This is a genomic window from Microbispora corallina (genome assembly GCF_016863035.1).
Classification (GTDB): Bacteria; Actinomycetota; Actinomycetes; order Streptosporangiales; family Streptosporangiaceae; genus Microbispora; species Microbispora corallina.
Genome location: NZ_BOOC01000011.1, coordinates 61,844 through 82,958 on the forward strand (window position 1 = coordinate 61,844; position 21,115 = coordinate 82,958).

Genomic DNA, 21,115 nt, shown 5'->3' on the forward strand with positions numbered 1-21,115 from the left:
CGTCAGGGGTCGGGGACGACGAGGGCGCCGTCGAGCGCCGCCCTCGTGATCGACGCGCGCAGGGCCTCGCAGCCGAGGAACAGCCCGCCGTCCTGGCCGCCGGGCGCCGCGCGGCGCTCGGCGCAGGCGGCCGCGGCGGCGGCGGTCCACTGCACGCTGGTCTGCTGCCAGCTCGCCTTGCGCGCCTCGACGCCCGCGCCGCACCGGTCGCAGCGCACCGGGCGCATGCCGGGACCGTCGGCCAGGCGGTCGTCCCTCCGGACCGTCATGCCGGCCGGCCCGCGGCCGCCCTGCGGGCGATGTTCGCCTCGACCTCGGCCTGCCACGCCTCGGTCGTCCGGGAGGTGTCCAGCTCGAACTCGAACCGCTCCACCATCTCGGGCCGGACGTCCGCCACGTCGACGTAGAACTGCTCGTACCAGCGGCGCAGCTGGTAGACCGGGCCGTCCTCCTCGCACAGCAGCGGGTTGTCGATGCGGGTCTTGCTCTTCCAGATCCGCACGTCCTGCTCGAAGCCCATCGCGATGAAGGCGGCGAGCTTGGTGGCCGTCTCGTCCGCCGCCGTGCCCTCCATGCCCTCCCCGCGCCGCACGATGATGCCGGACTGCAGCACGAACGAGTTCGCGTCGATCGGGTAGTGGCAGTTGATCAGCACGCACTCGACGTCCATCGTGTCGTAGTGGTACGTCAGGTCGTCGATCATGAAGGACGGCCCGTGGTAGGAGGCGACGGACGAGTTGCCGGTCATGACCCGGCCGCCCTCCCCGGCCTTCGGCGGCCGGACGTCGGGCCGCCGCACGCCCTTCATCACCTGCGTCGCCACGTGCCCCTCGAAGATGTTCTTGAAGTACGTCGGGAACGAGTAGTGCACGTAGAAGAAGTGCGCCATGTCGACCACGTTGTCGATGACCTCGCGGCAGTTGGCGTGGACGACGGTCTCGCCCCACACCCAGTCGGTCCAGTCGTCGCGGGTGGCGCCCTCGATCCGGGGGATCGCGACCTCCGGCGGCGGCGGGTTGCCCTCGGGGTCGTTCCACACCAGGAGCAGGCCGTCCTGGTCGAGGGTCGTCCACGACGCCGTACGGGCCCGCAGCGGGACCCGGCGCGCGTACGGGATCCTCTTGCAGCGGCCGTCGCCGCCCCACCGCCAGTCGTGGAACGGGCAGGCGATCTCGTCGCCCTTGACCGTGCCCTCGGCGAGGTTGCCGCCCATGTGGCGGCAGTAGGCGTCGAGGACGTTGAGCCGGCCGTCGCCGCTCTCGAACACCACGAGCCGCTGCCCGAAGGCGTCCACCGCGTGCGGGCGGCCGTCCCGGAACCGCTCCGACAGCCCCAGGCAGTGCCACCCCCGGGCGAACCGCGTGGGCGCCGCCTCCGCCCCGATGGCGCGGACTCCGCCGCGCTCCGCATCGACCGCAGTCACCTCGACCCGTCCCTTCGCAGGCGCGTTCCCTCCGGCGCAACGGTAGGCCGGTCGGTCCGGCCGGGGACCGCGAGTCCCGGTGGCCGGGATGCCTCCGGCGGCGGCGGGCCCTCCCGGCGCACCATCGGTCCCGGGCGGGGAACGGCGGCCGCCGGCCCCCGGGAGGCGCACCCCCGAGGACCCGAGGACCGAGGAACGGAGCGGCCCCACGATGAGCGACGACGTCCTGGAGCGCGTCCGGAGGCTGCTGCCCGCCATCGCGGAGCGGGCCGCGCTCGCCGACGAGAGCGCCCGGGTGCCCGCCGAGTCGATCGGGGAGCTCGCCGCCGCGGGGGTCTTCCGGATGCTCCAGCCCAAGAGGTACGGCGGCGCGGAGAGCGACCCTGTGGCGTTCTTCGAGGCGGTGCGGGAGATCTCCGGCGTCTGCGGCTCGACCGGCTGGGTGGCATCGGTGCTCGGCGTGCATCCCTGGCACGTCGCGCTGTTCGCGGAGGACGCCCAGGACGAGGTCTGGGGCGGCGACCCCGGCGCGCTCGTCTCGTCCTCCTACGCCCCGGCGGGACGGCTGGCCCCGGCCGAGGGGGGCTGGGAGCTGTCGGGCCGGTGGCGGTTCTCCTCCGGCTGCGAGCACGCGTCGTGGGCGCTGGTGGGCGCCCTCGTCGTCGGCGCCAGGGGCCGCCCGGTGGACTTCATGACCGTGCTGGTCCCGCGCGCCGACTACCGCATCGAGGACGTCTGGGACGTCATCGGCCTGCGCGGCACGGCCAGCAACGACATCGTCGTCGAGCGCGCGTTCGTGCCGGACCACCGGGTCGTGCGCAACTACGACCAGGCCCATCTGCGCGGCCCCGGCCAGAAGGTCAACCCGGGCCCGCTCTACCGGATGCCGTTCGCGACGGTCTTCACGACCGCCATCACCGCTCCCGTGATCGGGGCCGTGGCCGGGTGCTACCGGTCGTACATCTCCGCCATGCGCGAGCGCGTGCGGCTCAGCCTCGGCGGCGGCCGGTTCGCGGAGGACCAGTTCGCCCAGGTGGCGGTGGCCCGGGCGGCCTCCGAGATCGACGCGGCGATCCTGCAGACCGACCGCAACGTGCGCGAGGTGTACGAGCACGCCGTACGGGGCGACCGGATCCCGATGGAGCTGCGGCTGCGGGTGCGCCGCGACCAGGTGCGCGGGACCGAGCGGGCCCTTTCGGCCATCGACATCCTCTTCAAGACGGCCGGGGGGAACTCGCTGAGCCGGGGCAACCCGATCGAACGGGCCTGGCGGGACGCGCACGCGGGCAGCGTGCACGTCGCCAACGACGTCGAGCGGGCCCTCGCGATGTACGGCAGGGGCGAGTTCGGCCTGACGGTCGAGGACAACCTCGTGTGAGGCGGACGTGGTCCCGGCCACCGGTATCGGGCCTCGCGGGCCGCCCCGGGCCCGTGTGTATCGTCGTGGAGACGCGCAACGACCAGGGGGGACAGTGCCGAGAATCGCCGAGGCGAGGTCGCCGGCCGAGCCCAGCTCGCCGGAGCAGCGGGCCCGGCACCTGCGCATCCTCAGGGCCGCCGCGCGCATGGGGGCCGAGAAGGGGCTCGAGCGGGTCCAGATGCACGACGTGGCCAAGGAGGCCGGTGTGGCCATCGCCACGCTCTACCGGTACTTCCCCTCGAAGATCCACCTGTTCACCGCGGTGATGGCCGAGCAGATCGACCGGTTCAGGGAGGGCGCGCCCCGCCCGCGGCCCGGCACCGCTCCCGAGGACGCGGTCTCCGATCTGATGGTGCGGGCCAGCCGCGAGCTGGTGCGCCGCCCCGCCCTGGCGGTCGCCATGATCCAGTCGATGAGCGCGGCCCACGCCGCCTCGGTGGCCGACGCGATCAGGATCGACGCCACCTTCAGCGGCATCGTGCTGGACACGCTCGGCATCGAGACCCCCACCGCGCAGGACCTGACCCTCGTGCGGCTGCTCCTGCAGTGCTGGTACGGCCTGCTGCAGTCGAGCCTGAACGGCCGGGTCCCGATCGAGGACGCCGAGGACGACATCCGCACGGCGTGCCGCCTCCTGCTCGCGCCCCGCTCGAACGCCGTCCCCGGCTGACGCTCACCCGTCCTGCGCGGCGTTGGGCACGCCCGTCACCTCCAGGGCGGCGTTGGGGACGCCTGTCGTGTCGAGGGCGGCCACCGCGTGCGCGGCGTACCCGCGCCGGGGGTCGCGCCCGCCGAAGTACGGCGTGAGCAGCGTGTCGATCTCCGCGACGTCGAACGCCCCGCCCTCGGCCCGGAAGGTCCGCTCCACGGCGGGCGCGGCCATCAGCGCCACCAGGTCGGCGTACACGACGAACACCTGGCCGGTGATCCGCGCCGAGGCGGGGGAGGCGAGGTAGCTCACGAACGTGGCGACCCGCTCGGGGGCCAGGGCGTCCAGCCCCCCGGAGGAGCCCGCAGAGCCGCCGGAGGACCCGGGGGAGACGGGCGCGGGGCTCTCGCCGAACACGCCGGCCGTCATGGCCGTGCGCGCCCGCGGGCAGATGGCGTTGGCCGTCACGCCGTACTTCGCGGTGCTCTGGGCGGTCGCGAGCGTCAGCGCGACGATCCCCGCCTTGGCGGCGGCGTAGTTCGCCTGGCCGGGCGAGCCGAACAGGAACGCCTCGGACGACGTGTTGACGATCCGGCCGTACACGGGCCCGCCGGCGGCCTTGCTCGCCCCCCGCCAGTACGCGGTCGCGGCGCGGGACAGCGCGGCGTGTCCCTTGAGGTGGACGCGGACGACCGTGTCCCAGTCGTCCTCGCCCAGGTTGAACACCATCCGGTCGCGGAGCACGCCCGCGTTGTTCACCACGACGTCGAGCCGGCCGAACGTGTCGACGGCGGCCCGGACGAGCAGGTCGCCGGTGGCCCAGTCGCCGACGTCCCCGGTCACGGCGACCGCCGTGCCGCCCAGCTTCCCGATCTCGGCCGCGACCTCGTCCGCCGCCGGGCCCACGTCGTTCACGACGACGCTCGCGCCGCGCGCGGCCAGCGCCAGCGCCTCCGCGCGGCCGATGCCGCCGCCCGCGCCGGTCACGATCGCCGCCCTGCCGTCCAGGCCGGTGTGTCCGCTCATCGGCTCGCTCCCCGTTCCCATGGTCCGGAACGGTGAAACTAGTACGGGCGGCCCGTCCGGGTCAGCGCGTGTCCCGGTGAGCGGGGTCGCCCAGCGCGCGCAGCACCTCGGGACGCACCACCTTGCCGGTCGCGTTACGGGGCAGCGGCTCGGTCGTGAGGTGCCACCGCGACGGGACCTTGTAGTACGCGAGCGCCTCCGCGGCGTACGCCCGCAGGTCGCCCTCGCCGACCGGGCGGCCGGGGGCGGTCACCACCACCGCGGCGACCTCCTGGCCGAGGTCGGGATGGGGGACGCCGACGACCGCGCACTCCAGCACGCCCCGGTGCTCGCCCAGCACGGCCTCCACCTCGGCCGGGTAGACGTTCTCGCCCCCGCGCAGGATGAGGTCGGTCCTGCGGGTGGTCAGCCGCAGCCGCCCCTGCCCGTCGAGCGTCCCGATGTCGCCGGTGCGCAGCCACCGGCCGGCGTCGAGGGCCCGGGCCGAGGCCTCGGGGTCGTCCCAGTAGCCGAGCATCGTGTACGGGCCGCGGGCGCAGATCTCGCCCTCCTCGCCCGGCGGCAGCGCCCTGCCCTCGGGGTCGCGGATCTCCACCCGCACGGCCGGGATCGGCCGGCCGACGGTGTCCGGAGCCTCGGCGAGGTCGGCCGGCGAGGCGACCGTGATGCCCGTGCACGACTCGGTCAGGCCGTAGCTGTCCACGAGCGCGCGCCGGGCGGCCGGGAGCGCCCGCCGCAGCCGCTCCTTGAACGCGGGCGAGGACGGCGCCGACGCCAGCGAGAACGCGGTCAGCGACGACAGGTCGTACGACGACAGGTCGCCGCGCTCGGCCAGACGGTGGGCCATGGTGGGCACGGCTCCCCAGTTCGTCACCCGCTCGCGCTCGATCAGGCCCAGCACCGCGTCCACGTCGAAGGCGCCCTGGTGCATGACGACCGCGCCGCCCGTGGCCAGGCGCGGCACGGCGAGGTTGTGCAGGCCCGCGATGTGGAACAGCGGCAGCGCCAGCAGGTGGCGGCGGTCGGCCGGCTCCAGCGGGTCGCCCAGGGCTCGGGCGAGCGCGTCGTTCAGCCGGTGGTACTCCACGACCGACGTGAGGTTGCGGTGGGAGTGGACAGCCCCCTTCGGCCGCCCGGACGTCCCGCTCGTGTAGAGGATGACGGCCGGGTCGTCCTCCCCGGCGTCGTGCACCCGCAGCGGCGCCCCCTCGTGCCGCCGCGCCAGGCGCGGCAGGTCCTCCTCGATCGTGAGAACCCGCGCGGCCCCGGACGACCGCTCCGCCCGTTCGGCGTCGGCCACCACGACCGCCGGCGTCGTGTGGTCCAGCGCGTACCCGACCTCGCGCCGGGACCACCAGGCGTTGTATCCGACCGCCACCGCGCCCGCCGCCACCGCCGCCCAGAACGCGGCGATCCACTCGGGGGAGTTGGCCGCGTTGACTGCCACGCGGTCGCCGGGCCGCACCCCGAAGTCGTCGCGCAGGGCCGCCGCGAGCGACGCGACCAGCGCGGCGTGCCCGGCGAAGCTGAGCCGCTCCGACGCCGTGACGACGTAGTCGCGCTCGCCGTACGCGGCCGACCGGGCCAGGATCTCGCCCAGGTTCCGGTGGCGGCGCCGGAAGGACGGCGTCCGGGCGCCGAGCACGTCCTCCTCGGCGATCTCGAACTCCCCGCCGGGCCCGGTCAGGCGGGCCACGACCGCGGCCGCCGCCCTCGCCGCCGCCGCGGGATCCGTGGACGTGGCCATCGCGCCCCTCCCGTCTCCACCGGGGGCCCATTCTCGGCCGCGACGCCCGCGGCGCGGCGGCGTCTCCCGGTGATCGGGACGGCCCCCGCCCGGCCGCGGGCTCCCGGTGAGCGGGACGTCCCTACCACGTCGCGCCCGCCGTGCCGATCATGGCCGTCACCGCACCGCTCGCCAGGGGAGACCGATGGGAACGCTCGCCTCGAAGGCCGCGATCGTGACCGGCGCAGGCCAGGGCGTGGGGCAGGGCATCGCGCTCGCCCTCGCCGCCGAGGGCGCGGACGTCGCCGTCCTCGGCCGCACCATGCGGAAACTGGAGACGACGTGCGGCATGATCCGCGACCGGGGCGGCCGGGCCGAGCCGTTCCTGTGCGACGTCGCCGACACCGACGCGGTGCCCGCCGTGGTCGAGGAGGTCGCGGCCCGTCTCGGCGGCGTGGACGTGCTGGTCAACAACGCCTACTCCGGGGCGTTCGGGCCGCTGCTGTCGATGAGCGACGCCGACTTCCGCCGGGGCTTCCTCAGCGGCCCGTTCGCGGCGTTCGCGTTCATGAAGGCCTGTCACCCGCACATGAAGGCCCGGGGCGGCGGCAGCATCGTCAACCTCGTGACCTCGGCCATGGTCCGCTGGGACCCCAGCACGTACGGCGCCTACGCCGCGGCGAAGCAGGCGCTGCGCTCGCTGACCCGGACGGCCGCGGCGGAGTGGGGCAGGGACGGCATCCGGGCCAACTGCGTCGCCCCCCACGCGCTGTCGCCGTCGCTGAGGCGGTGGGCCGAGGCCGACCCGGCGCGGGCCGAGGAGTTCCGCAGGACGATCCCCCTCGGGTACGTCGGCGACTGCGAGGAGGACATCGGGCGGGCCGTGGTCGCGCTGGTCGGCCCCGATCTGAGGTACCTGACCGGCGCCACCGTCCCGCTGGACGGCGGCCAGGCGAACTTCGGCTGAGCGGAGGCGGCGTGGACCTGCGGGAGACCCCGGACCAGCGGCGCCTGCGCGCCGAGCTCCGCGCGTACTTCGCGGACCTGCTCCCCGAGGAGGAGCGGCGGCGGGCGGGCGAGGCGGGGGTGGGCGGCGACCGGTTCCGGGAGATCGTCCGCAGGCTCGGCGCGGACGGCTGGCTCGGGCTCGGCTGGCCGGTCGAGTACGGCGGCCGGGGACGCTCCCTGGAGGACCAGTACGTGTTCTTCGACGAGGTGCAGCGGGCCGGCCTGCCGTTCCCGTTCGTCACCGTCAACACCGTCGGCCCGACGCTGATGAGCCACGGCACCGAGGAGCAGAGGCGGCGGTTCCTGCCCGGGATCCTCGCCGGGGAGATCGTCTTCGCGATCGGCTACACCGAGCCCGGCGCCGGCACCGACCTGGCGTCCCTGACCACCCGCGCCGTCCGGGAGGGGGACGAGTTCGTGGTCGACGGCGCGAAGATCTTCACGAGCGGCGCGAACACCGCCGACTACGTCTGGCTCGCCTGCCGGACCGACCCCGGCGCCCCGCGGCACCGCGGCATCTCGATCCTCATCGTCCCCACCGGCGCTCCCGGCTTCTCCTGGAGCCCCATCAGGACGGTGGGCGGCACGGTCGTGACCGCCACGTACTACAGCGGCGTGCGGGTGCCCGCCCGCGACGTGGTCGGCGAGGTGAACGGCGGCTGGCGGCTCATCACCACCCAGCTCAACCACGAGCGCGTCGGCCTCGCGGCGCTCGGCGGCCGCATGATCGAGCTGTGGGAGGGCGTGCTGGACTGGGCCGCCGGCGACGGCCGGCTCGACCTGCCCTGGGTCCGGCGCGAGCTCGCCCTCTGCCACGTCCGGCTGGAGGCCATGCGGCTGCTCAACTGGAAGATGGCCGGCGCGGCCGCCCGGGGCGAGCTGACCGGCGCCGACGCCGCGGCGGCCAAGGTCTACGGCACCGAGACGCACATCCACGTGCAGCGGGCCCTGACCGGCGTGCTCGGGGCCGCCGGGCGGATCCGCCCCGAGTCTCCGGGGGCCGTGCTGGGCGGGCAGATCGAGCAGCTGTCCCGGCAGGGCGTCGTGAACACGTTCGGCGGCGGGGTGAACGAGGTCCTCCGCGACATGATCGCCACCCAGGGGCTCGGCCTGCCCCGGACGGAGAGGTGACCGTGGACTTCACGCTCGGCGAGGAGCTGGAGGCGGTGCGCGACCTGGCCCGGAAGGTCTTCGCCGGCCACACCCGGCCGGAACGGCTCGACGCGGTGGACGCCTCGGCGGACCGGATCGACGCCGACCTGTGGGCCGACCTGGGCAGGACGGGCCTGCTCGGCGTCGCGCTCCCCGTACGGCATGGCGGCGCCGGGCTCGGCCCGGCCGGCCTGTGCGTGCTGCTGGAGGAGCAGGGACGCCGGGTCGCGCCGGCGCCGGTGTGGCCCGCCGTCGTGGGGGCGCTCGCGGTGGCCGGCCACGGCGACGAGGAGCAGCGGCGCGGCCTGCTGCCCGCCCTCGCGGACGGCTCGTCGCGGCTCACCGTGGCGCTGGAGGAGTTCGGCCCGGACGACCCTGGCTCGCCCGCCTGCCGCGCCGAGCGCGACGGCGGCCGGTGGCGGCTCACCGGGACCAAGGCCGTCGTCCCGGCGCCGTCCGGGGCCGGCCACGTGCTGGTCTCGGCCCGTACGGACGCGGGCCCCGGGCTCTTCCTGGTCGCGTCCGGCGCGGAGGGCGCGGCGTGGGAGCGGGCCGAGACCACGACCCGCGACCTGGCGGGCACCCTCGTCCTGGCCGGGGCTCCGGCCGCCGCGGTCGGCGTCCCGGGAGGCGAGGCGCTCGCCCGGGCCCTGGACGTCGCGTCGGTCGCGCTGGCGGCGCTCCAGCTCGGCGTGGCCGAGGGCGCGCTCGACCACGCGGTCGCCCATGTGCGCGAGCGGGTGCAGTTCGGCCGTCCGCTGGGGGCGTTCCAGGCCGTGCGGCACCAGGTCGCGGACTGCTACATCGAGATCGAGGCCCTGCGGGCGTGCCTGTGGCAGGCCGTGTGCGCGCTGGAGGAGGGGGACGCGGACGCGGCCGTCCTCGTGGCCAGGTGGTGGGCCGACGAGGCCGGGCCCGGCGTCGTGCACCGCGTGCAGCACCTCCACGGCGGCTCGGGCGTCGACGTCTCCCACCCCGTGCACCGCCACCTCCTGTGGGGCAGACAGATCGCCGGCACCCTCGGCGGGGCCGCCGCCGGGCTCGACCGCCTCGGCGCCGTGCTCGCCGCCCGCGCGCGGACCGCTCACGGCGGGAGCGGGCCGCGCGGGGAGCGGCCGTGAGAGGGCCGGCCGCCCGGATCACTCCGGCGGCGGGCGCGTCACCAGGTGGCGGGCCGGGCGGGGGCGGCCACCCGGTCAGCCCGGTCAGCCCGGCGGGCGCGTCACCAGATAGCGGGCCGGCACCTCGCCCCCGCCGTGCACGGCCAGGTCCGCTCCCGTGACGTACGACGCGAGGTCGCTCGCGAGGAACAGGCACGCGTCCGCCACGTCGCCGGGAGCGGCGAGCCGTCCCAGGGGGACGACCCCGGCGACCGCGGCGCCGCCGTCCTCGCCGTACACGCCGGCCGCCGCCTCGGTGAGGACGAGGCCTGTCGTGATGTGGTTGACCCGCACCCGGGGCGCCCATTCCAGGGCCAGCGCCCGGGTCAGCGCGAGCAGCCCCGCCTTGGCGGCGGAGTAGGCGGCGACACCCGGCTGCGGATCGTGGGCGGCGACGCTGCCGATGTTGACGATCGAGCCGCCGCCCTCCTGGGCCTGCATGATCCTGTTGGCCGGCTGGGCCACGTAGAAGGGCGCCAGCAGGTTGAGGGCGACGATCCTCTCGACGAACCGGGGGGAGACGGCCGCCGCGTCGGCGGAGGGGGACCCGCCCGCGTTGTTCACCAGCACGTCGAGCCGCCCGAGACGGGCGGCCGCCGCCTCCACCAGCCCGGCCGCCGCGGCCGCGTCCCGGATGTCGGCCGCGGCGAACCCGGCCGTCCTGCCGCCCGCGCTCGGGAGCGCGGCCGGCTCGGTCCGTCCGCCGACCACCACCTCGGCGCCCGCCGCGAGGAGCCGCTCGGCGATCGCGAACCCGATGCCCCGGGTGCCCCCGGTGACGAGCGCCGCGCGCCCGGTGAGGTCGATGCCCATCCCGCTCCCTCCGACGGCCGGCCCCAGGGAGGGTAGGGGCCGGCGGCCCGGCACCGGGCGCGCCGTACCGATGACCGGGACCCGCCCGGGCGCCCGGCCGCCGTACGGCGGCACCATGGCCGGACCGTCACGCACCCCCGGCCGCAGGCAGGCAGCGATGAGCGAGATCGACGCACCGACGATTCCGGCCGCCCTGGACCGCGCCGCGCGGGACTTCCCCCACGTCGAGGCCGTCGTGGACGGGCCGGTACGGCTGACCTTCGGCGAGCTGCGGGACCGGGTCCGCGCGGTGGCGCGGGCCTTCGCCGCCCTCGGCGTCGGCCGGGGGGACCCGGTCGCGATCTGGGCGCCGAACGGCGTCCGCTGGGTGCTGACCGCGCTCGGGGCCCTCGGCGCGGGGGCCGTGCTGGTGCCGCTCAACACCCGGTACAAGGGGGACGAGGCCCACTGGCCCCTCGCCCGGAGCGGGGCGGGCGTGCTGTTCGTCGAGGACGGCTTCCTCGGCAACGGCTACCTGGCGATGCTCGGCGCCGGCACCGGGGAGGGGCCCGCGCAGGCACCTCGGGCGCCGGGGCTGCCGGCCCTCCGGACGGTCGTCACGTACGACGAGGTGGAGGGCCCGGGTGTGATCGGCTGGACCCGGTTCCTGGAGGGCGCGCACGCCGTGCCTGAGGACGAGGCGCGCTCCCGGTGGAGCTCGGTGACCGGGGACGACGTGGCCGACGTGCTGTTCACCTCGGGCACCACCGGCAGGTCGAAGGGGGTGATGTGCACCCACGCGCAGGACGTGCGGACCTACGAGGCGTGGTGCGACCGGACCGGTCTGCGCCGCGGCGACCGCTACCTCGTGGTCAACCCGTTCTTCCACTGCTTCGGCTACAAGGCGGGCATCCTCGCCTGCCTGCTGCGCGGGGCCACGATGGTCCTGCAGACGGTGTTCGACGCGGGTGAGACCCTGCGGCTCGTCGAGGCCGAGAGGATCACCGTCCTGCCCGGGCCGCCCACGGTCTACGTCTCCCTGCTCGACGCGCCCGCCCGCGACCGTCACGACCTGTCCTCGCTGCGGCTCGCGGTGACCGGCGCCGCCGTCGTGCCGATCGAGCTCGTCCGGCGTCTGCGGTCGGAGCTGTTCCCGCAGGTCGTCACGGCGTACGGGCTGACCGAGGCCTGCGGGACGGTCACGTCCTGCTCGGTCGGGGACGACGACGCGACCGTGGCCGCCACCTCAGGACGCCCGATCGACGGCGTGGAGGTCGCCGTGGTCGACGGCCGCGGCGCGCCGGTCCCGCCGGGGGAGGACGGCGAGATCCTCGTCCGCGGCCACAACGTCATGAAGGGCTATCTCGGCGACGAGGAGGCGACGGCCGCGGCCGTGCGGGACGGCTGGCTCGCCACCGGCGACCGCGGCCGCCTCGACGCGCGCGGCCACCTCACCGTGACCGGCCGGTCCACCGACATGTTCACCGTCGGCGGGTTCAACGTGTACCCGGCGGAGGTGGAGCACGTGCTCGCCGGGCACGAGGCGGTCGCCGAGGCCGTCGTGGTGGGAATCCCCGACCGGCGGCTCGGCGAGGTGGGACGGGCCTACGTGCGGGTCCGCCCCGGCGCCGCGGCGACGTCCGAGGACCTCATCGCGCACTGCCGGAGCAGGCTCGCCAACTTCAAGGTGCCCCGCGAGGTCGTCTTCGTCGCGGACCTGCCCCGCAACGCGGCCGGCAAGGTCGTCCGCTCCCGCCTCCCCTGACCGCCCGCCGAGAACCGCCCGCGCCGCCCCGAACCCGTGGTCGCGCCGGAACGACCCGGGCCTTCGCGGAGGCCTTCTGTTAGCGTGTTTCTAACAAATGTTTGGTGGAAAGGTGGCCCATGGGTATCTCCGCCGTCGTCCACTCCGGGGGTGTCGTCGAGGTCGTCGTGGACGTGCCCCCGGTCAACGCCCTCGCCGTACGGGACTGGTTCGAGCTGGCGGGGGCCGTGCGCGAGGCGGGGCGGGACCCGGCGACCCGGGCCGTCGTGCTGCGCGCCGAGGGGCGGGGCTTCAACGCGGGCGTGGACATCAAGGAGATCCGCGACGACGCCGGCTTCGAGGCGCTGGTGGGCGCCAACCGCGGCTGCCACGCCGCGTTCGGGGCCGTCTACGAGTGCGAGGTGCCGGTGATCGCGGCGGTGCACGGCTTCTGCCTGGGCGGCGGCGTCGGGCTGGCCGGCAACGCCGACATCGTGGTGGCCGCCGACGACGCCTACTTCGGGCTGCCCGAGGTCGACCGGGGGGCGCTGGGCGCGGCCACCCACCTGGCCCGGCTCGTCCCCGGGCACCTCGCCCGCGCGATGGTGTACACGTGCCGCACCGTGACCGCGGCCGAGCTCCACGCCCACGGGTCGGTCCTTGAGGTGGTCCCGCCCGGCCGGTTGCGGGCGGCCGCGCTCGCGGTCGCCGAGGCCGTCGCCGCCAAGGATCCGTACGTCGTGCGCAGGGCCAAGGAGGCGCTGAACGGCATCGACCCGGTCGACGTGCACCGCAGCTACCGCTTCGAGCAGGGCCTCACGTACGAGCTCACCCTCATGGGCGCGGGCGGACGCCTGCGCGACGCGTTCGCGGCGGGGGAGGGGTAGCCGCCCGATGGACAAGGTGACGAGCGTGGAGGAGGTCGTCTCCTCGCTGGAGGACGGCATGACGGTCGGCGTCGGCGGCTGGGGCTCCCGGCGCAAGCCGATGGCGCTGGTCCGCGCGCTGTGCCGGTCCGGCCTGCGGGACCTCACGGTCGTCTCGTGCGGCGGGCCGGACGTGGGCCTGCTGTGCGCCGCGGGCGCCGTCCGCCGGGTGGTCGCCCCGTTCGTGACGCTCGACTCGATCCCCCTGGAGCCGCACTTCCGGGCCGCCCGGCAGCGGGGGGCCGTGGAGTTCACCGAGTACGACGAGGGCATGTTCATGTTCGGGCTGCTCGCGGCGGCCCACCGGCTGCCGTTCCTGCCCACGCGGGCCGGGCTCGGCTCCGACGTCCTGCGGGCCGGCTCCGGCCTCGCCACCGTCCGCTCGCCGTACGGCGAGGGGGAGGACCTGGTCGCCGTGCCCGCGCTGACGCTCGACGTGGCGCTGGTGCACCTCGACCGGGCCGACACCCGGGGGAACGGGCAGTACCTGGGCCCGGATCCGTACCTCGACGACCTGTTCGTCAAGGCGGCCGCCCGGGCGTACGTGTCGGCGGAGCGGGTGGTCGCGCCGGGCGCGCTGCCGGGCCCGCCGCAGACGCTGCTGGTCAGCCGGATGCACGTGACCGGCGTGGTCGAGACCCCGAACGGCGGCCACTTCACCGACTGCGGCCCCGACCGAGCGCGGGACGAGGCGTTCCAGCGGCACTACGCGTCGTGCGCGGCGGACGAACGGGCCTGGGCGGGCTTCGCCGGCCGCTTCCTGTCGGGAAGCGAGGCCGCCTACCAGCGCGAGGTGCGCCGCTGGCACGAGGAGGGGGCGTGACGGCGGGGGAGGCCACGCGGGCCGAGGTGTGCGTCGTGGCCTGCGCCGAGGCGTGGCGGGGGGACGGCGAGATCCTCGCCGCGGCCATGGGCACCTGCTCGGTCCTCGGCGCGCGCCTCGCCCGGCTGACGTTCGAGCCCGGGCTGCTCACCACCGACGGCGGCGCGCTGCTCACAGCGGAGGCCGTCCCCCTGGGCGCGCCCGCGGGGGACGTCGAGGGCTGGCTGCCGTTCCGCGACCACCTGTGGCTGGTGCTGAACGGCCGCCGGCACGTGATGATGGGCGCCTCGCAGATCGACCGGTACGGCGGCACCAACATCTCCGCCATCGGCGACCCGGCCCGGCCCGCCGCCCAGCTCCTCGGCATGCGCGGCGCCCCGGGCAACACGGTCTGCGGGCCGACCAGCTACTGGATCCCCCGGCACTCGCCCCGAGTCTTCGTGCCGGAGGTGGACGTCGTCTCGGGAGTCGGCGGCGACCGGGCGGCGGCGCTGGGGCCGTCCGGCCGCTTCCACGAGCTGCGCCGGGTGGTGACCGACCTCGCGGTGCTCGACTTCGGCGGCCCGGAGGGGGCGATGCGGCTGGTCTCGGTCCACCCGGGCGTGGAGCCGGACCGGGTGGTCGCGGCGACGGGATTCCCGCTCGCGATAGGCGGCGACGTGGCGGTCACCCGGCTCCCGACGGCGGAGGAGCTCCGCCTGATCCGCGACGTCCTCGACCCGGGCGCCCTGCGCGACCGCGAGGTCCGCGGGCCGTGATCGACCAGGTGTTCCGCACGCCGCTGACCCGGCTCGCCGGGGTCCGCCACCCCGTCGTGCAGACCGGGATGGGATGGGTGGCCGGGCCGCGGCTGGTGTCGGCCGTGGCCGAGGCGGGCGGCCTCGGCATCCTCGCGTCGGCCACCATGTCCCTCGACGGGCTCGCCGCGGCCGTCGCCGAGGTGCGGCGGCGCACCTCCGCGCCGTTCGGGGTGAACCTGCGGGCCGACGCGGCGGACGCCGACGCCCGGGCCGGGCTGCTCATCCGCGAGGGGGTGAAGGTCGCCTCGTTCGCCCTGGCCCCCCGCCGCGACCTGATCGACCGGCTGAAGGAGGCCGGCGTGGTCGTGATCCCCACCGTGGGGGCACGGCGGCACGCGGAGAAGGTCGCCGCGTGGGGCGCCGACGCCGTCATGGTCCAGGGCGGCGAGGGCGGCGGCCACACCGGGCCCCTCGCCACCACGCTGCTGCTGCCCCAGGTGGTGGACGCCGTCGGGGTCCCCGTCATCGCCGCCGGCGGCTTCTTCGACGGGCGGGGGCTCGCCGCCGCCCTGTCGTACGGCGCGGCCGGCGTCGCCATGGGCACCCGCTTCCTGCTGACCGCCGACAGCCCGGTCCCCGACGCGGTGAAGGCCGTCTACCTCGGCGCGTCGGAGACCGTCGTCACCCGGCGGGTGGACGGGACGCCGCACCGGGTCCTGCGCACACCGCTGGTGGACGCGCTGGAGCGCTCGGGCCGGCTTGCCGGGCTGGCCAGGGCGCTCCGCAACGCCCACCGCTTCCGCGGGATCTCCGGGATGTCGTGGCCCGCCCTCGTCAGGGACGGGCGGGCCATGCGGCGTGCCCGGCGGCTCGGCTGGGCCGAGGTCCTGATGGCCGCCAACACCCCGATGCTGCTCAGGTCGGCCATGGTGGACGGCCGCCCCGACCTCGGCGTGATGGCCGCGGGACAGGTGGTCGCCCTGCTCGGCGACCTGCCCACCTGCGAGGAGCTCATCGACCGCGTCGTCGCCGACGCCGCCGCCGTCCTGCGCCGCCTGTCGGCCCGCCTCGACGACGACGGCGCTCAGTCCGCGGAATGAGCGCGGCCCTTGCCGGCCGCTCTACTCCTGCTTCCGGCCGGCCGCTGCGACGACGACGGCCAGGGCCTCGGCGATGGCGGCCTCGGCGGGCCCCTTCCGGACACCGAGGCCGGACAGCACGCCGGCGCCGTCCTCCTGCTCCAGCAGGGCGAGCAGGATGTGCTCGGTCCCGATGTAGTTGTGCCCGAGGCGCAGGGCCTCCCGGAACGTCAGGTCCAGCAGCTTGCGCGCCTGGCCGTCGTACGGGACGAGCTCGGGCACCTCGCCGGCCGGCTCCGGCAGCGCGGCGGCCGCGGCCCGCCGTACGTCCTCCAGCGTCACGCCCTGGGCGGTGATCGCGGCGGCGGCGAGGGCCTCGGGCTCGCTGAGCAGCCCGAGGACGATGTGCTCGGGCCGGATCTCGGCATTGCCGGCGGCGCGGGCCTCGGTCTGGGCCGCCATCACGACGTTGCGGGCCCGCTGCGTGTAGCGGGTGAAGCCCTGGCCCGGGTCGAACGTCAGGGGCTCGGCGGAGCCCTTCGGGACGAAGCGCTTCTGGGCCGCCTGCTTGCTGACGCCCATGCTCCTGCCGATGTCGGTCCAGGACGCGCCGGAGCGGCGTGCCTGGTCCACGAAGTGCCCGATGAGGTGGTCGGCGACCTCGCCGAGGTGCTCGGCCGCCATGACCGCGTCCGTGAGCTGGTCGAGCGCGTCCGTGTGGACCCTCTTGATGGCCTGGATCAGGTCGTCCAGGCGGACCGGGACGTCCATGGGTTGTGGGTTCGACATGCGTCAACCATAGGTTGACGATGGGGCGATCGTCAACCTGGGGTTGACGATAGTGCGGCCAGCACCCGGGCCCGATGCCCGGCGGGCGCACCCCAGGCCTGCCGCAGCGCCGTGGCCTTGCGGATCCACAGGCTCAGGTCGTACTCGTCGGTGTAGCCCATCGCCCCGTGTATCTGCAGCGCCGCCCGGGCCGCCGCGTACGCCGCGTCCGAGGCGGCCGCCTTCGCCGCGGAGACGTCCCTCGGGAAGCTCGCCATGCCGTACGTGAGGGCGGCGCCGTGCACCAGCGGCCGGGCGTACTCCAGGCCGACGAGGACGTCCGCCAGCCGGTGCTTGACCGCCTGGAACTCGCCGATGGGCCGCCCGAACTGCCGGCGCGACCGCGCGTGGGCGACCGTGGCCTCCAGCAGCCGGTGACCCAGCCCGACCAACTGGGCGGCGCAGGACAGCGCCCCCGTGTCATACGCGCGGGCGGCCGCGGCGCGGACCGCGGGCCCGCTCGCGAGCACGGTCCCGGCGGCCACGGGGAACAGGCGCCGCGCGGGGTCCAGCGACGCGAGCGGCACTCCCGGCTCACCCCGGCACAGCCGGTCGCCGTCGACCGCGAGCGTGAGGTCCGCCGCGTCCGCGTCCAGGGCGTGCGGGACGACGGGGGCGAGCGCCAGCGTGACGACGGCCGTGCCGTCCGCGACACGGGGCAGCCACGCGGCGGCCGGCCCGGCGTCGCCGAGGGCGTCGAGGAGGACGGCCGCGGCGACCGTCTCCACGTACGGCCCGGGCGCGGCGTGGCGGCCGAGCTCGTGGAAGGCCGTGACCAGCTCGACCGGGAGCGGCCCGGCGCCGCCGTGTCGTGGGGAGACGGCCAGCGCGGGGACCCCGGCCTCGGCGAGGGCGCGCCACAGCGCGAGCCCGGGCCCGGGGGTCCCGGCCGCCCAGGCGCGGATCGTCTCGGGCCGGCCGGACCGGGAGAGCACCGCGTCCACCGTCTCCCCGAACATCCGCTGCTCCGCGTCCAGGACGAACCTCATCCGCGCCTCACCCGGGCCCTCCTTCCGGCGTCACCCGCCGGGCGGCGCTTCGCGCTGATCCCCCGCCCTGTTCCGGCGTCACCCGCCGCGCGGCGCTCCGCGGGGATGCCGCGCCTCACCCCTGCCTCCCGCCCCCGCCCCCGCCCCCGCCCCCGCCCCCGCCCGCGTCGGCGGGGCGGGGAAGGCCGAGGACGCGTTCGGCGACGATCGTGCGCTGGATCTCGTTGGTCCCGGCGTAGACGGGCCCGGCGAGGGCGAAGACGTACCCCTCCAGCCACGGGCCGGCGAGCTCGCCGCCGGGGCCGAGGAGGTCGAGCGCGGTCTCGTGCAGCGCGAGGTCCAGCTCCGACCAGAAGATCTTGTTGATGCTCGCGGCGGCCCCCGGGTCCTCGGCCCGGGAGACCGTCTCGTACCCCTTGAGCCGGTACGCGCGGGCCCGGATCCAGGCGTCCGCGACCCGGTCCGCCGTCGCGGTGTCGGACGGGTCGCCGCGCTCGCGCCACAGGGACACCAGCCGGTCGGCGGCGGCCGTGAACCGCCCGGGGCTGCGCAGGGCCAGCCCCCGCTCGCTGCCCGCCGTGCTCATGGCGACCCGCCACCCGTCCCCGGGCGCGCCGACGACGTCGCGGTCGGGCACGAAGACCCGGTCGAGGAACAGCTCGGCGAAGGCCGGCTTGCCGTCCAGGCGGCCGATCGGGCGGCGGGTGACGCCCTCGGCGTCCAGGCAGAACATCGCGTACGTCAGCCCGCGGTGCCGCCCGGCCCCGGGATCGGAGCGGAACAGGCCGAAGCCCCGGTCGGCGAACGCCGCACGGGAGCTCCACGTCTTCTGGCCGTCGAGCAGCCAGCCGCCGTCGCACCGCGTCGCGGTGGCCCGTACGGCGGCCAGGTCGCTGCCCGCCCCGGGCTCCGACCACGCCTGGGCCCACACGACCTCGCCCGAGGCCATAGCCGGCAGCACGCGGTCGAGCTGTTCGGGCGTCCCGTGCCGGAACAACGTGGGCGCGAGCAGGTTGACGCCGTTCTGGCTCACCCTGGCCGGCGCGCCGGCCGCCCAGTACTCCTCCTCGAAGACCAGCCACTCCAGTGGGGTGGCGTCCCGGCCGCCGTACCGCGCGGGCCAGGAGACCACCGACAGGCCCGCGTCGTGCAGGGTGCGCTCCCAGGCGCGGTGGGCGGCGAAGCCCTCGGCGGTCTCCAGGGAGGGCGGCGGGACGGCCGGAACGTGCTCCCGCAGCCACGCGCGCACCTCCGCCCGGAACGGCTCGGCCTCCGACAGATCAAGATCCATCGGCCGCCGCCCGCATGCTCCGGGCGTCCATGCCGCCCAGCGGGTCGGCCCCCGTCTCCGCGTTGTGCGCGTGCGCGAGGTGGTGCAGCCCGAAGGCCGAGTCCATGCCTGCGTGCATGCCCTGCAGGTCCTCGGCCTGGTTGACGGCCTTCTTGGCCAGCGCGAGGCCGAGGCGCGGCATGGCGGCGATCCGCCCGGCCAGCGCCAGCGTCTCCGCCTCCAGGTCGGCCCGCGGCACGACCCGGTTCACCATCCCCACCTCGTACGCCCGCCGGGCCGGCATCCGGTCGCCGGTGAACAGCAGCTCCTTGGCCACCCGGGGCGGCATGACCCACGGGTGCGCGAAGTATTCGACGCCGGGGATGCCCATCCGCACCACCGGGTCGGCGAAGAACGCGTCCTCGGAGGCCACGATCAGGTCGCACACCCAGGCGAGCATCAGCCCTCCCGCGACGCAGGCGCCCTGCACCATCGCGATCATCGGCTTGGGCAGCTCCCGCCACCGGCGGCACATCCCGAGGTACACCTCGGACTCCCGGGCGAGCCTGCTCTCCGCGCCCTGCTTGCCGACGTGGTCCCACCACAGCCCGGCCCTGCGCTCGAACGTGACGCCGGCGTCGCGGCCGGGCGTGCCGATGTCGTGCCCCGCCGAGAAGTGCGGGCCCTCCCCGCCCAGCACGACCACCCGTACGTCGTCGTCGGCCGCGGCCCGGTAGAAGGCCTCGTCCAGCGCGTACGTCATGGCCGAGTTCTGCGCGTTGCGGTACTCGGGGCGGTCCATGGTCACGACCGCCACCGGCCCGCGCCGCGCGTACCGCACGACGGACATGGCGACCCTCTCATTGTTTCTAACAATCGTTTGGTAGAGTAACTCATCGAGGGTCCGTCGAGGAGGGCCGCCCCGCGGCCGGTTTGGAGGAGCCGGGTCATGCGCCCGTCCTATGTCCCGGGGCACGGCCTGCTCCGCGGCCGGGTGGCCGTGGTCACCGCCGCCGCGGGCACCGGCATCGGCGGCGCCTGCGCCCGCCGCCTGCTGGAGGAGGGCGCGCGGGTGCTGATCAGCGACGCCCACGAACGGCGGCTGGCCGACGCCCTCGCCGCGCTGGAGAAGGAGTTCGGCCCGGGGACGGTCGCCGCGGCGCCGTGCGACGTGACCCGCGAGGACCAGGTCCAGGGGATGTTCGCGGCGGCCGAGGACCGCTTCGGCCCGGTCGACGTGGCGGTCAACAACGCCGGCCTCGGCGGTACGGTGAACCTCGTCGACATGACCGACGAGCAGTGGAGCCGCGTGCTGGACGTGACCCTCAACGGCACGATGCGCTGCACACGGGCCGCGCTCGCGCGCATGCAGCCCCGCGGGCGCGGGGTCGTCGTCAACAACGCGTCGGTGCTCGGGTGGCGAGCCCAGGAGGGCCAGGCGCACTACGCGGCGGCCAAGGCCGGCGTCATGGCGCTGACCCGGTGCGCCGCCCTCGAGGCCGCGCCGTACGGCGTGCGGGTCAACGCGGTCGCGCCCTCGCTGGCCATGCACCCCCACCTGGTGAAGGCGACCTCGGCCGGGACGCTGGCCGAGCTCACCGCCCGGGAGGCGTTCGGGCGGGCGGCCGAGCCGTGGGAGGTCGCCAACGTCGTCGTGTTCCTCGCCAGCGACTACTCCTCGTACATGACCGGGGAGACCGTCTCGGTCTCCGGCCAGCATCCCTGAAAGGTCCGCCCGTCCATGAGCCCACGACGCCGCGACTCGGAGAGCGCCGCCGCCGCCCGCGCCGAGCGGAGGGCGGAGCTGCTCGGCGCCGCCGCGAAGGTGTTCGCGTCCCGGGGGTACGCCGCCACCACGGTCCGGGAGGTGGCCGACGCCGCCGGCATGCTCGGCGGCAGCCTCTACTACCACTTCGACTCGAAGGAGTCGATGGTCGACGAGATCCTCTCGACGTTCCTCACCGACATGTGGGCGGCCTACGACCGCGTCCTCGCGTCCGACCTGAGCGCCCGGGAGACCTTCCAGGCGCTGGTCGCCGAGTCGTTCCGGTGCATCGACCGCTACCGCGAGGCCGTCGTCATCTACCAGAACGAGTCGAAGCTGCTGGGCGAGAGCCCGCGCTTCGCCTATCTGGCCGAGTCGCAGCGCCGATTCCGCGAGATGTGGCTGTCGGTGCTCGACCGGGGCGTGATGGACGGCGTCTTCCGCGCCGACCTCGACACGGGGCTGCTCTACCGGTTCGTGCGCGACACCGTCTGGGTGGCCGCGAGCTGGTACCGCAGCGACGGGCGCCTGCCCGCGGGCGAGATCGCCCGGCAGTACGTCGCGATGGTCCTGGAGGGGATCCTGAAGGACTGAG

Annotated in this window: 21 protein-coding genes; 12 read left to right on the top strand and 9 right to left on the bottom strand. The window is 75.7% G+C overall.

The window, feature by feature from the left end; translation table 11 throughout:
- Positions 1-2 precede the first annotated feature (2 nt).
- Positions 3-269 (bottom strand): ferredoxin, encoded by a 267-nt coding sequence (locus tag Mco01_RS13945; protein WP_204057315.1) that lies wholly within the window; start codon positions 267-269, stop codon positions 3-5.
- Entirely contained in the window at positions 266-1,423 is a 1,158-nt protein-coding gene (locus tag Mco01_RS13950; RefSeq protein ID WP_239103596.1) for a 3-ketosteroid-9-alpha-monooxygenase, oxygenase component, read from the bottom strand. The genes Mco01_RS13945 and Mco01_RS13950 overlap by 4 nt, the downstream gene beginning before the upstream one ends.
- Positions 1,424-1,634: 211 nt before the next feature.
- Here Mco01_RS13950 and hsaA point away from each other — a divergent pair, with 211 nt between their 5' ends.
- Positions 1,635-2,801, top strand: a complete 1,167-nt coding sequence (hsaA, locus tag Mco01_RS13955; RefSeq protein WP_204057317.1) for a 3-hydroxy-9,10-secoandrosta-1,3,5(10)-triene-9,17-dione monooxygenase oxygenase subunit — start codon at positions 1,635-1,637, stop codon at positions 2,799-2,801.
- A 94-nt stretch (positions 2,802-2,895) separates the two neighbouring features.
- Positions 2,896-3,513, top strand: coding sequence for a TetR/AcrR family transcriptional regulator (locus tag Mco01_RS13960; RefSeq protein WP_204057318.1), 618 nt, complete (start codon positions 2,896-2,898; stop codon positions 3,511-3,513).
- Between the two features lie 3 nt (positions 3,514-3,516).
- On the opposite strand, the gene Mco01_RS13965 is transcribed toward Mco01_RS13960, so the two are convergent.
- Together Mco01_RS13965 and casG are read right to left on the bottom strand one after the other, a co-directional pair.
- Positions 3,517-4,518 (bottom strand): SDR family NAD(P)-dependent oxidoreductase, encoded by a 1,002-nt coding sequence (locus tag Mco01_RS13965; RefSeq protein ID WP_204057319.1) that lies wholly within the window; start codon positions 4,516-4,518, stop codon positions 3,517-3,519.
- Positions 4,519-4,579: 61 nt separating this feature from the next.
- On the bottom strand, positions 4,580-6,265 hold the full coding sequence (gene casG, locus Mco01_RS13970; protein WP_204057320.1) for a steroid-24-oyl-CoA synthetase: 1,686 nt from the start codon (positions 6,263-6,265) through the stop codon (positions 4,580-4,582).
- A gap of 184 nt (positions 6,266-6,449) precedes the next feature.
- On the opposite strand from casG, the gene Mco01_RS13975 reads away from it, so the two are divergent.
- The 3 genes from Mco01_RS13975 to Mco01_RS13985 are packed head-to-tail and all read left to right on the top strand — an operon-like array spanning position 6,450 to position 9,525.
- Positions 6,450-7,211 carry an SDR family NAD(P)-dependent oxidoreductase gene (locus Mco01_RS13975; protein ID WP_204057321.1) on the top strand — a complete coding sequence of 254 codons (762 nt, stop codon included), beginning with the start codon at positions 6,450-6,452 and terminating at the stop codon, positions 7,209-7,211.
- 11 nt (positions 7,212-7,222) lie between these two features.
- Positions 7,223-8,383 carry an acyl-CoA dehydrogenase family protein gene (locus Mco01_RS13980; RefSeq protein ID WP_204057322.1) on the top strand — a complete coding sequence of 387 codons (1,161 nt, stop codon included), beginning with the start codon at positions 7,223-7,225 and terminating at the stop codon, positions 8,381-8,383.
- Positions 8,380-9,525 carry an acyl-CoA dehydrogenase family protein gene (locus Mco01_RS13985; protein WP_239103597.1) on the top strand — a complete coding sequence of 382 codons (1,146 nt, stop codon included), beginning with the start codon at positions 8,380-8,382 and terminating at the stop codon, positions 9,523-9,525. Before Mco01_RS13980 ends, Mco01_RS13985 begins: the two co-directional genes overlap by 4 nt.
- 84 nt (positions 9,526-9,609) lie before the next feature.
- On the opposite strand, the gene Mco01_RS13990 is transcribed toward Mco01_RS13985, so the two are convergent.
- Positions 9,610-10,377: an SDR family oxidoreductase gene (locus tag Mco01_RS13990; RefSeq protein WP_204057323.1), complete on the bottom strand. Its 768-nt coding sequence runs from the start codon at positions 10,375-10,377 to the stop codon at positions 9,610-9,612.
- Between the two features lie 157 nt (positions 10,378-10,534).
- On the opposite strand from Mco01_RS13990, the gene Mco01_RS13995 reads away from it, so the two are divergent.
- The 5 genes from Mco01_RS13995 to Mco01_RS14015 all read left to right on the top strand — a co-directional run bounded on the left by Mco01_RS13995 (position 10,535) and on the right by Mco01_RS14015 (position 15,689).
- The gene (locus Mco01_RS13995; RefSeq protein ID WP_204057324.1) at positions 10,535-12,121 is read left to right on the top strand and encodes a FadD3 family acyl-CoA ligase; all 1,587 of its coding nucleotides are present in this window, start codon (positions 10,535-10,537) and stop codon (positions 12,119-12,121) included.
- A gap of 119 nt (positions 12,122-12,240) precedes the next feature.
- Complete coding sequence (locus tag Mco01_RS14000) at positions 12,241-12,987, top strand: enoyl-CoA hydratase family protein (RefSeq protein ID WP_204057325.1); 747 nt, start codon at positions 12,241-12,243, stop codon at positions 12,985-12,987.
- A 7-nt stretch (positions 12,988-12,994) separates the two neighbouring features.
- Positions 12,995-13,849 carry a CoA transferase subunit A gene (locus Mco01_RS14005; protein WP_204057326.1) on the top strand — a complete coding sequence of 285 codons (855 nt, stop codon included), beginning with the start codon at positions 12,995-12,997 and terminating at the stop codon, positions 13,847-13,849.
- Entirely contained in the window at positions 13,846-14,607 is a 762-nt protein-coding gene (locus Mco01_RS14010) for a CoA-transferase subunit beta (protein ID WP_204057327.1), read from the top strand. The genes Mco01_RS14005 and Mco01_RS14010 overlap by 4 nt, the downstream gene beginning before the upstream one ends.
- A 68-nt stretch (positions 14,608-14,675) precedes the next feature.
- Complete coding sequence (locus tag Mco01_RS14015) at positions 14,676-15,689, top strand: NAD(P)H-dependent flavin oxidoreductase (RefSeq protein WP_239103619.1); 1,014 nt, start codon at positions 14,676-14,678, stop codon at positions 15,687-15,689.
- 21 nt (positions 15,690-15,710) lie between these two features.
- Here Mco01_RS14015 and Mco01_RS14020 read toward each other — a convergent pair whose 3' ends face one another.
- The 4 genes from Mco01_RS14020 to Mco01_RS14035 all read right to left on the bottom strand — a co-directional run bounded on the left by Mco01_RS14020 (position 15,711) and on the right by Mco01_RS14035 (position 19,605).
- Positions 15,711-16,457 carry a Clp protease N-terminal domain-containing protein gene (locus Mco01_RS14020; RefSeq protein ID WP_204057328.1) on the bottom strand — a complete coding sequence of 249 codons (747 nt, stop codon included), beginning with the start codon at positions 16,455-16,457 and terminating at the stop codon, positions 15,711-15,713.
- Positions 16,458-16,489: 32 nt separating this feature from the next.
- Positions 16,490-17,485, bottom strand: a complete 996-nt coding sequence (locus tag Mco01_RS14025; protein WP_204057329.1) for an acyl-CoA dehydrogenase family protein — start codon at positions 17,483-17,485, stop codon at positions 16,490-16,492.
- A gap of 115 nt (positions 17,486-17,600) precedes the next feature.
- The gene (locus Mco01_RS14030) at positions 17,601-18,776 is read right to left on the bottom strand and encodes an acyl-CoA dehydrogenase family protein (RefSeq protein ID WP_204057330.1); all 1,176 of its coding nucleotides are present in this window, start codon (positions 18,774-18,776) and stop codon (positions 17,601-17,603) included.
- Positions 18,766-19,605, bottom strand: a complete 840-nt coding sequence (locus Mco01_RS14035; protein ID WP_204057331.1) for an enoyl-CoA hydratase — start codon at positions 19,603-19,605, stop codon at positions 18,766-18,768. Before Mco01_RS14035 ends, Mco01_RS14030 begins: the two co-directional genes overlap by 11 nt.
- A 99-nt stretch (positions 19,606-19,704) precedes the next feature.
- Here Mco01_RS14035 and Mco01_RS14040 point away from each other — a divergent pair, with 99 nt between their 5' ends.
- The gene (locus Mco01_RS14040; RefSeq protein WP_204057332.1) at positions 19,705-20,481 is read left to right on the top strand and encodes an SDR family oxidoreductase; all 777 of its coding nucleotides are present in this window, start codon (positions 19,705-19,707) and stop codon (positions 20,479-20,481) included.
- A 15-nt stretch (positions 20,482-20,496) separates the two neighbouring features.
- Entirely contained in the window at positions 20,497-21,114 is a 618-nt protein-coding gene (locus Mco01_RS14045; RefSeq protein ID WP_204057333.1) for a TetR/AcrR family transcriptional regulator, read from the top strand.
- Position 21,115: the final 1 nt, after the last annotated feature.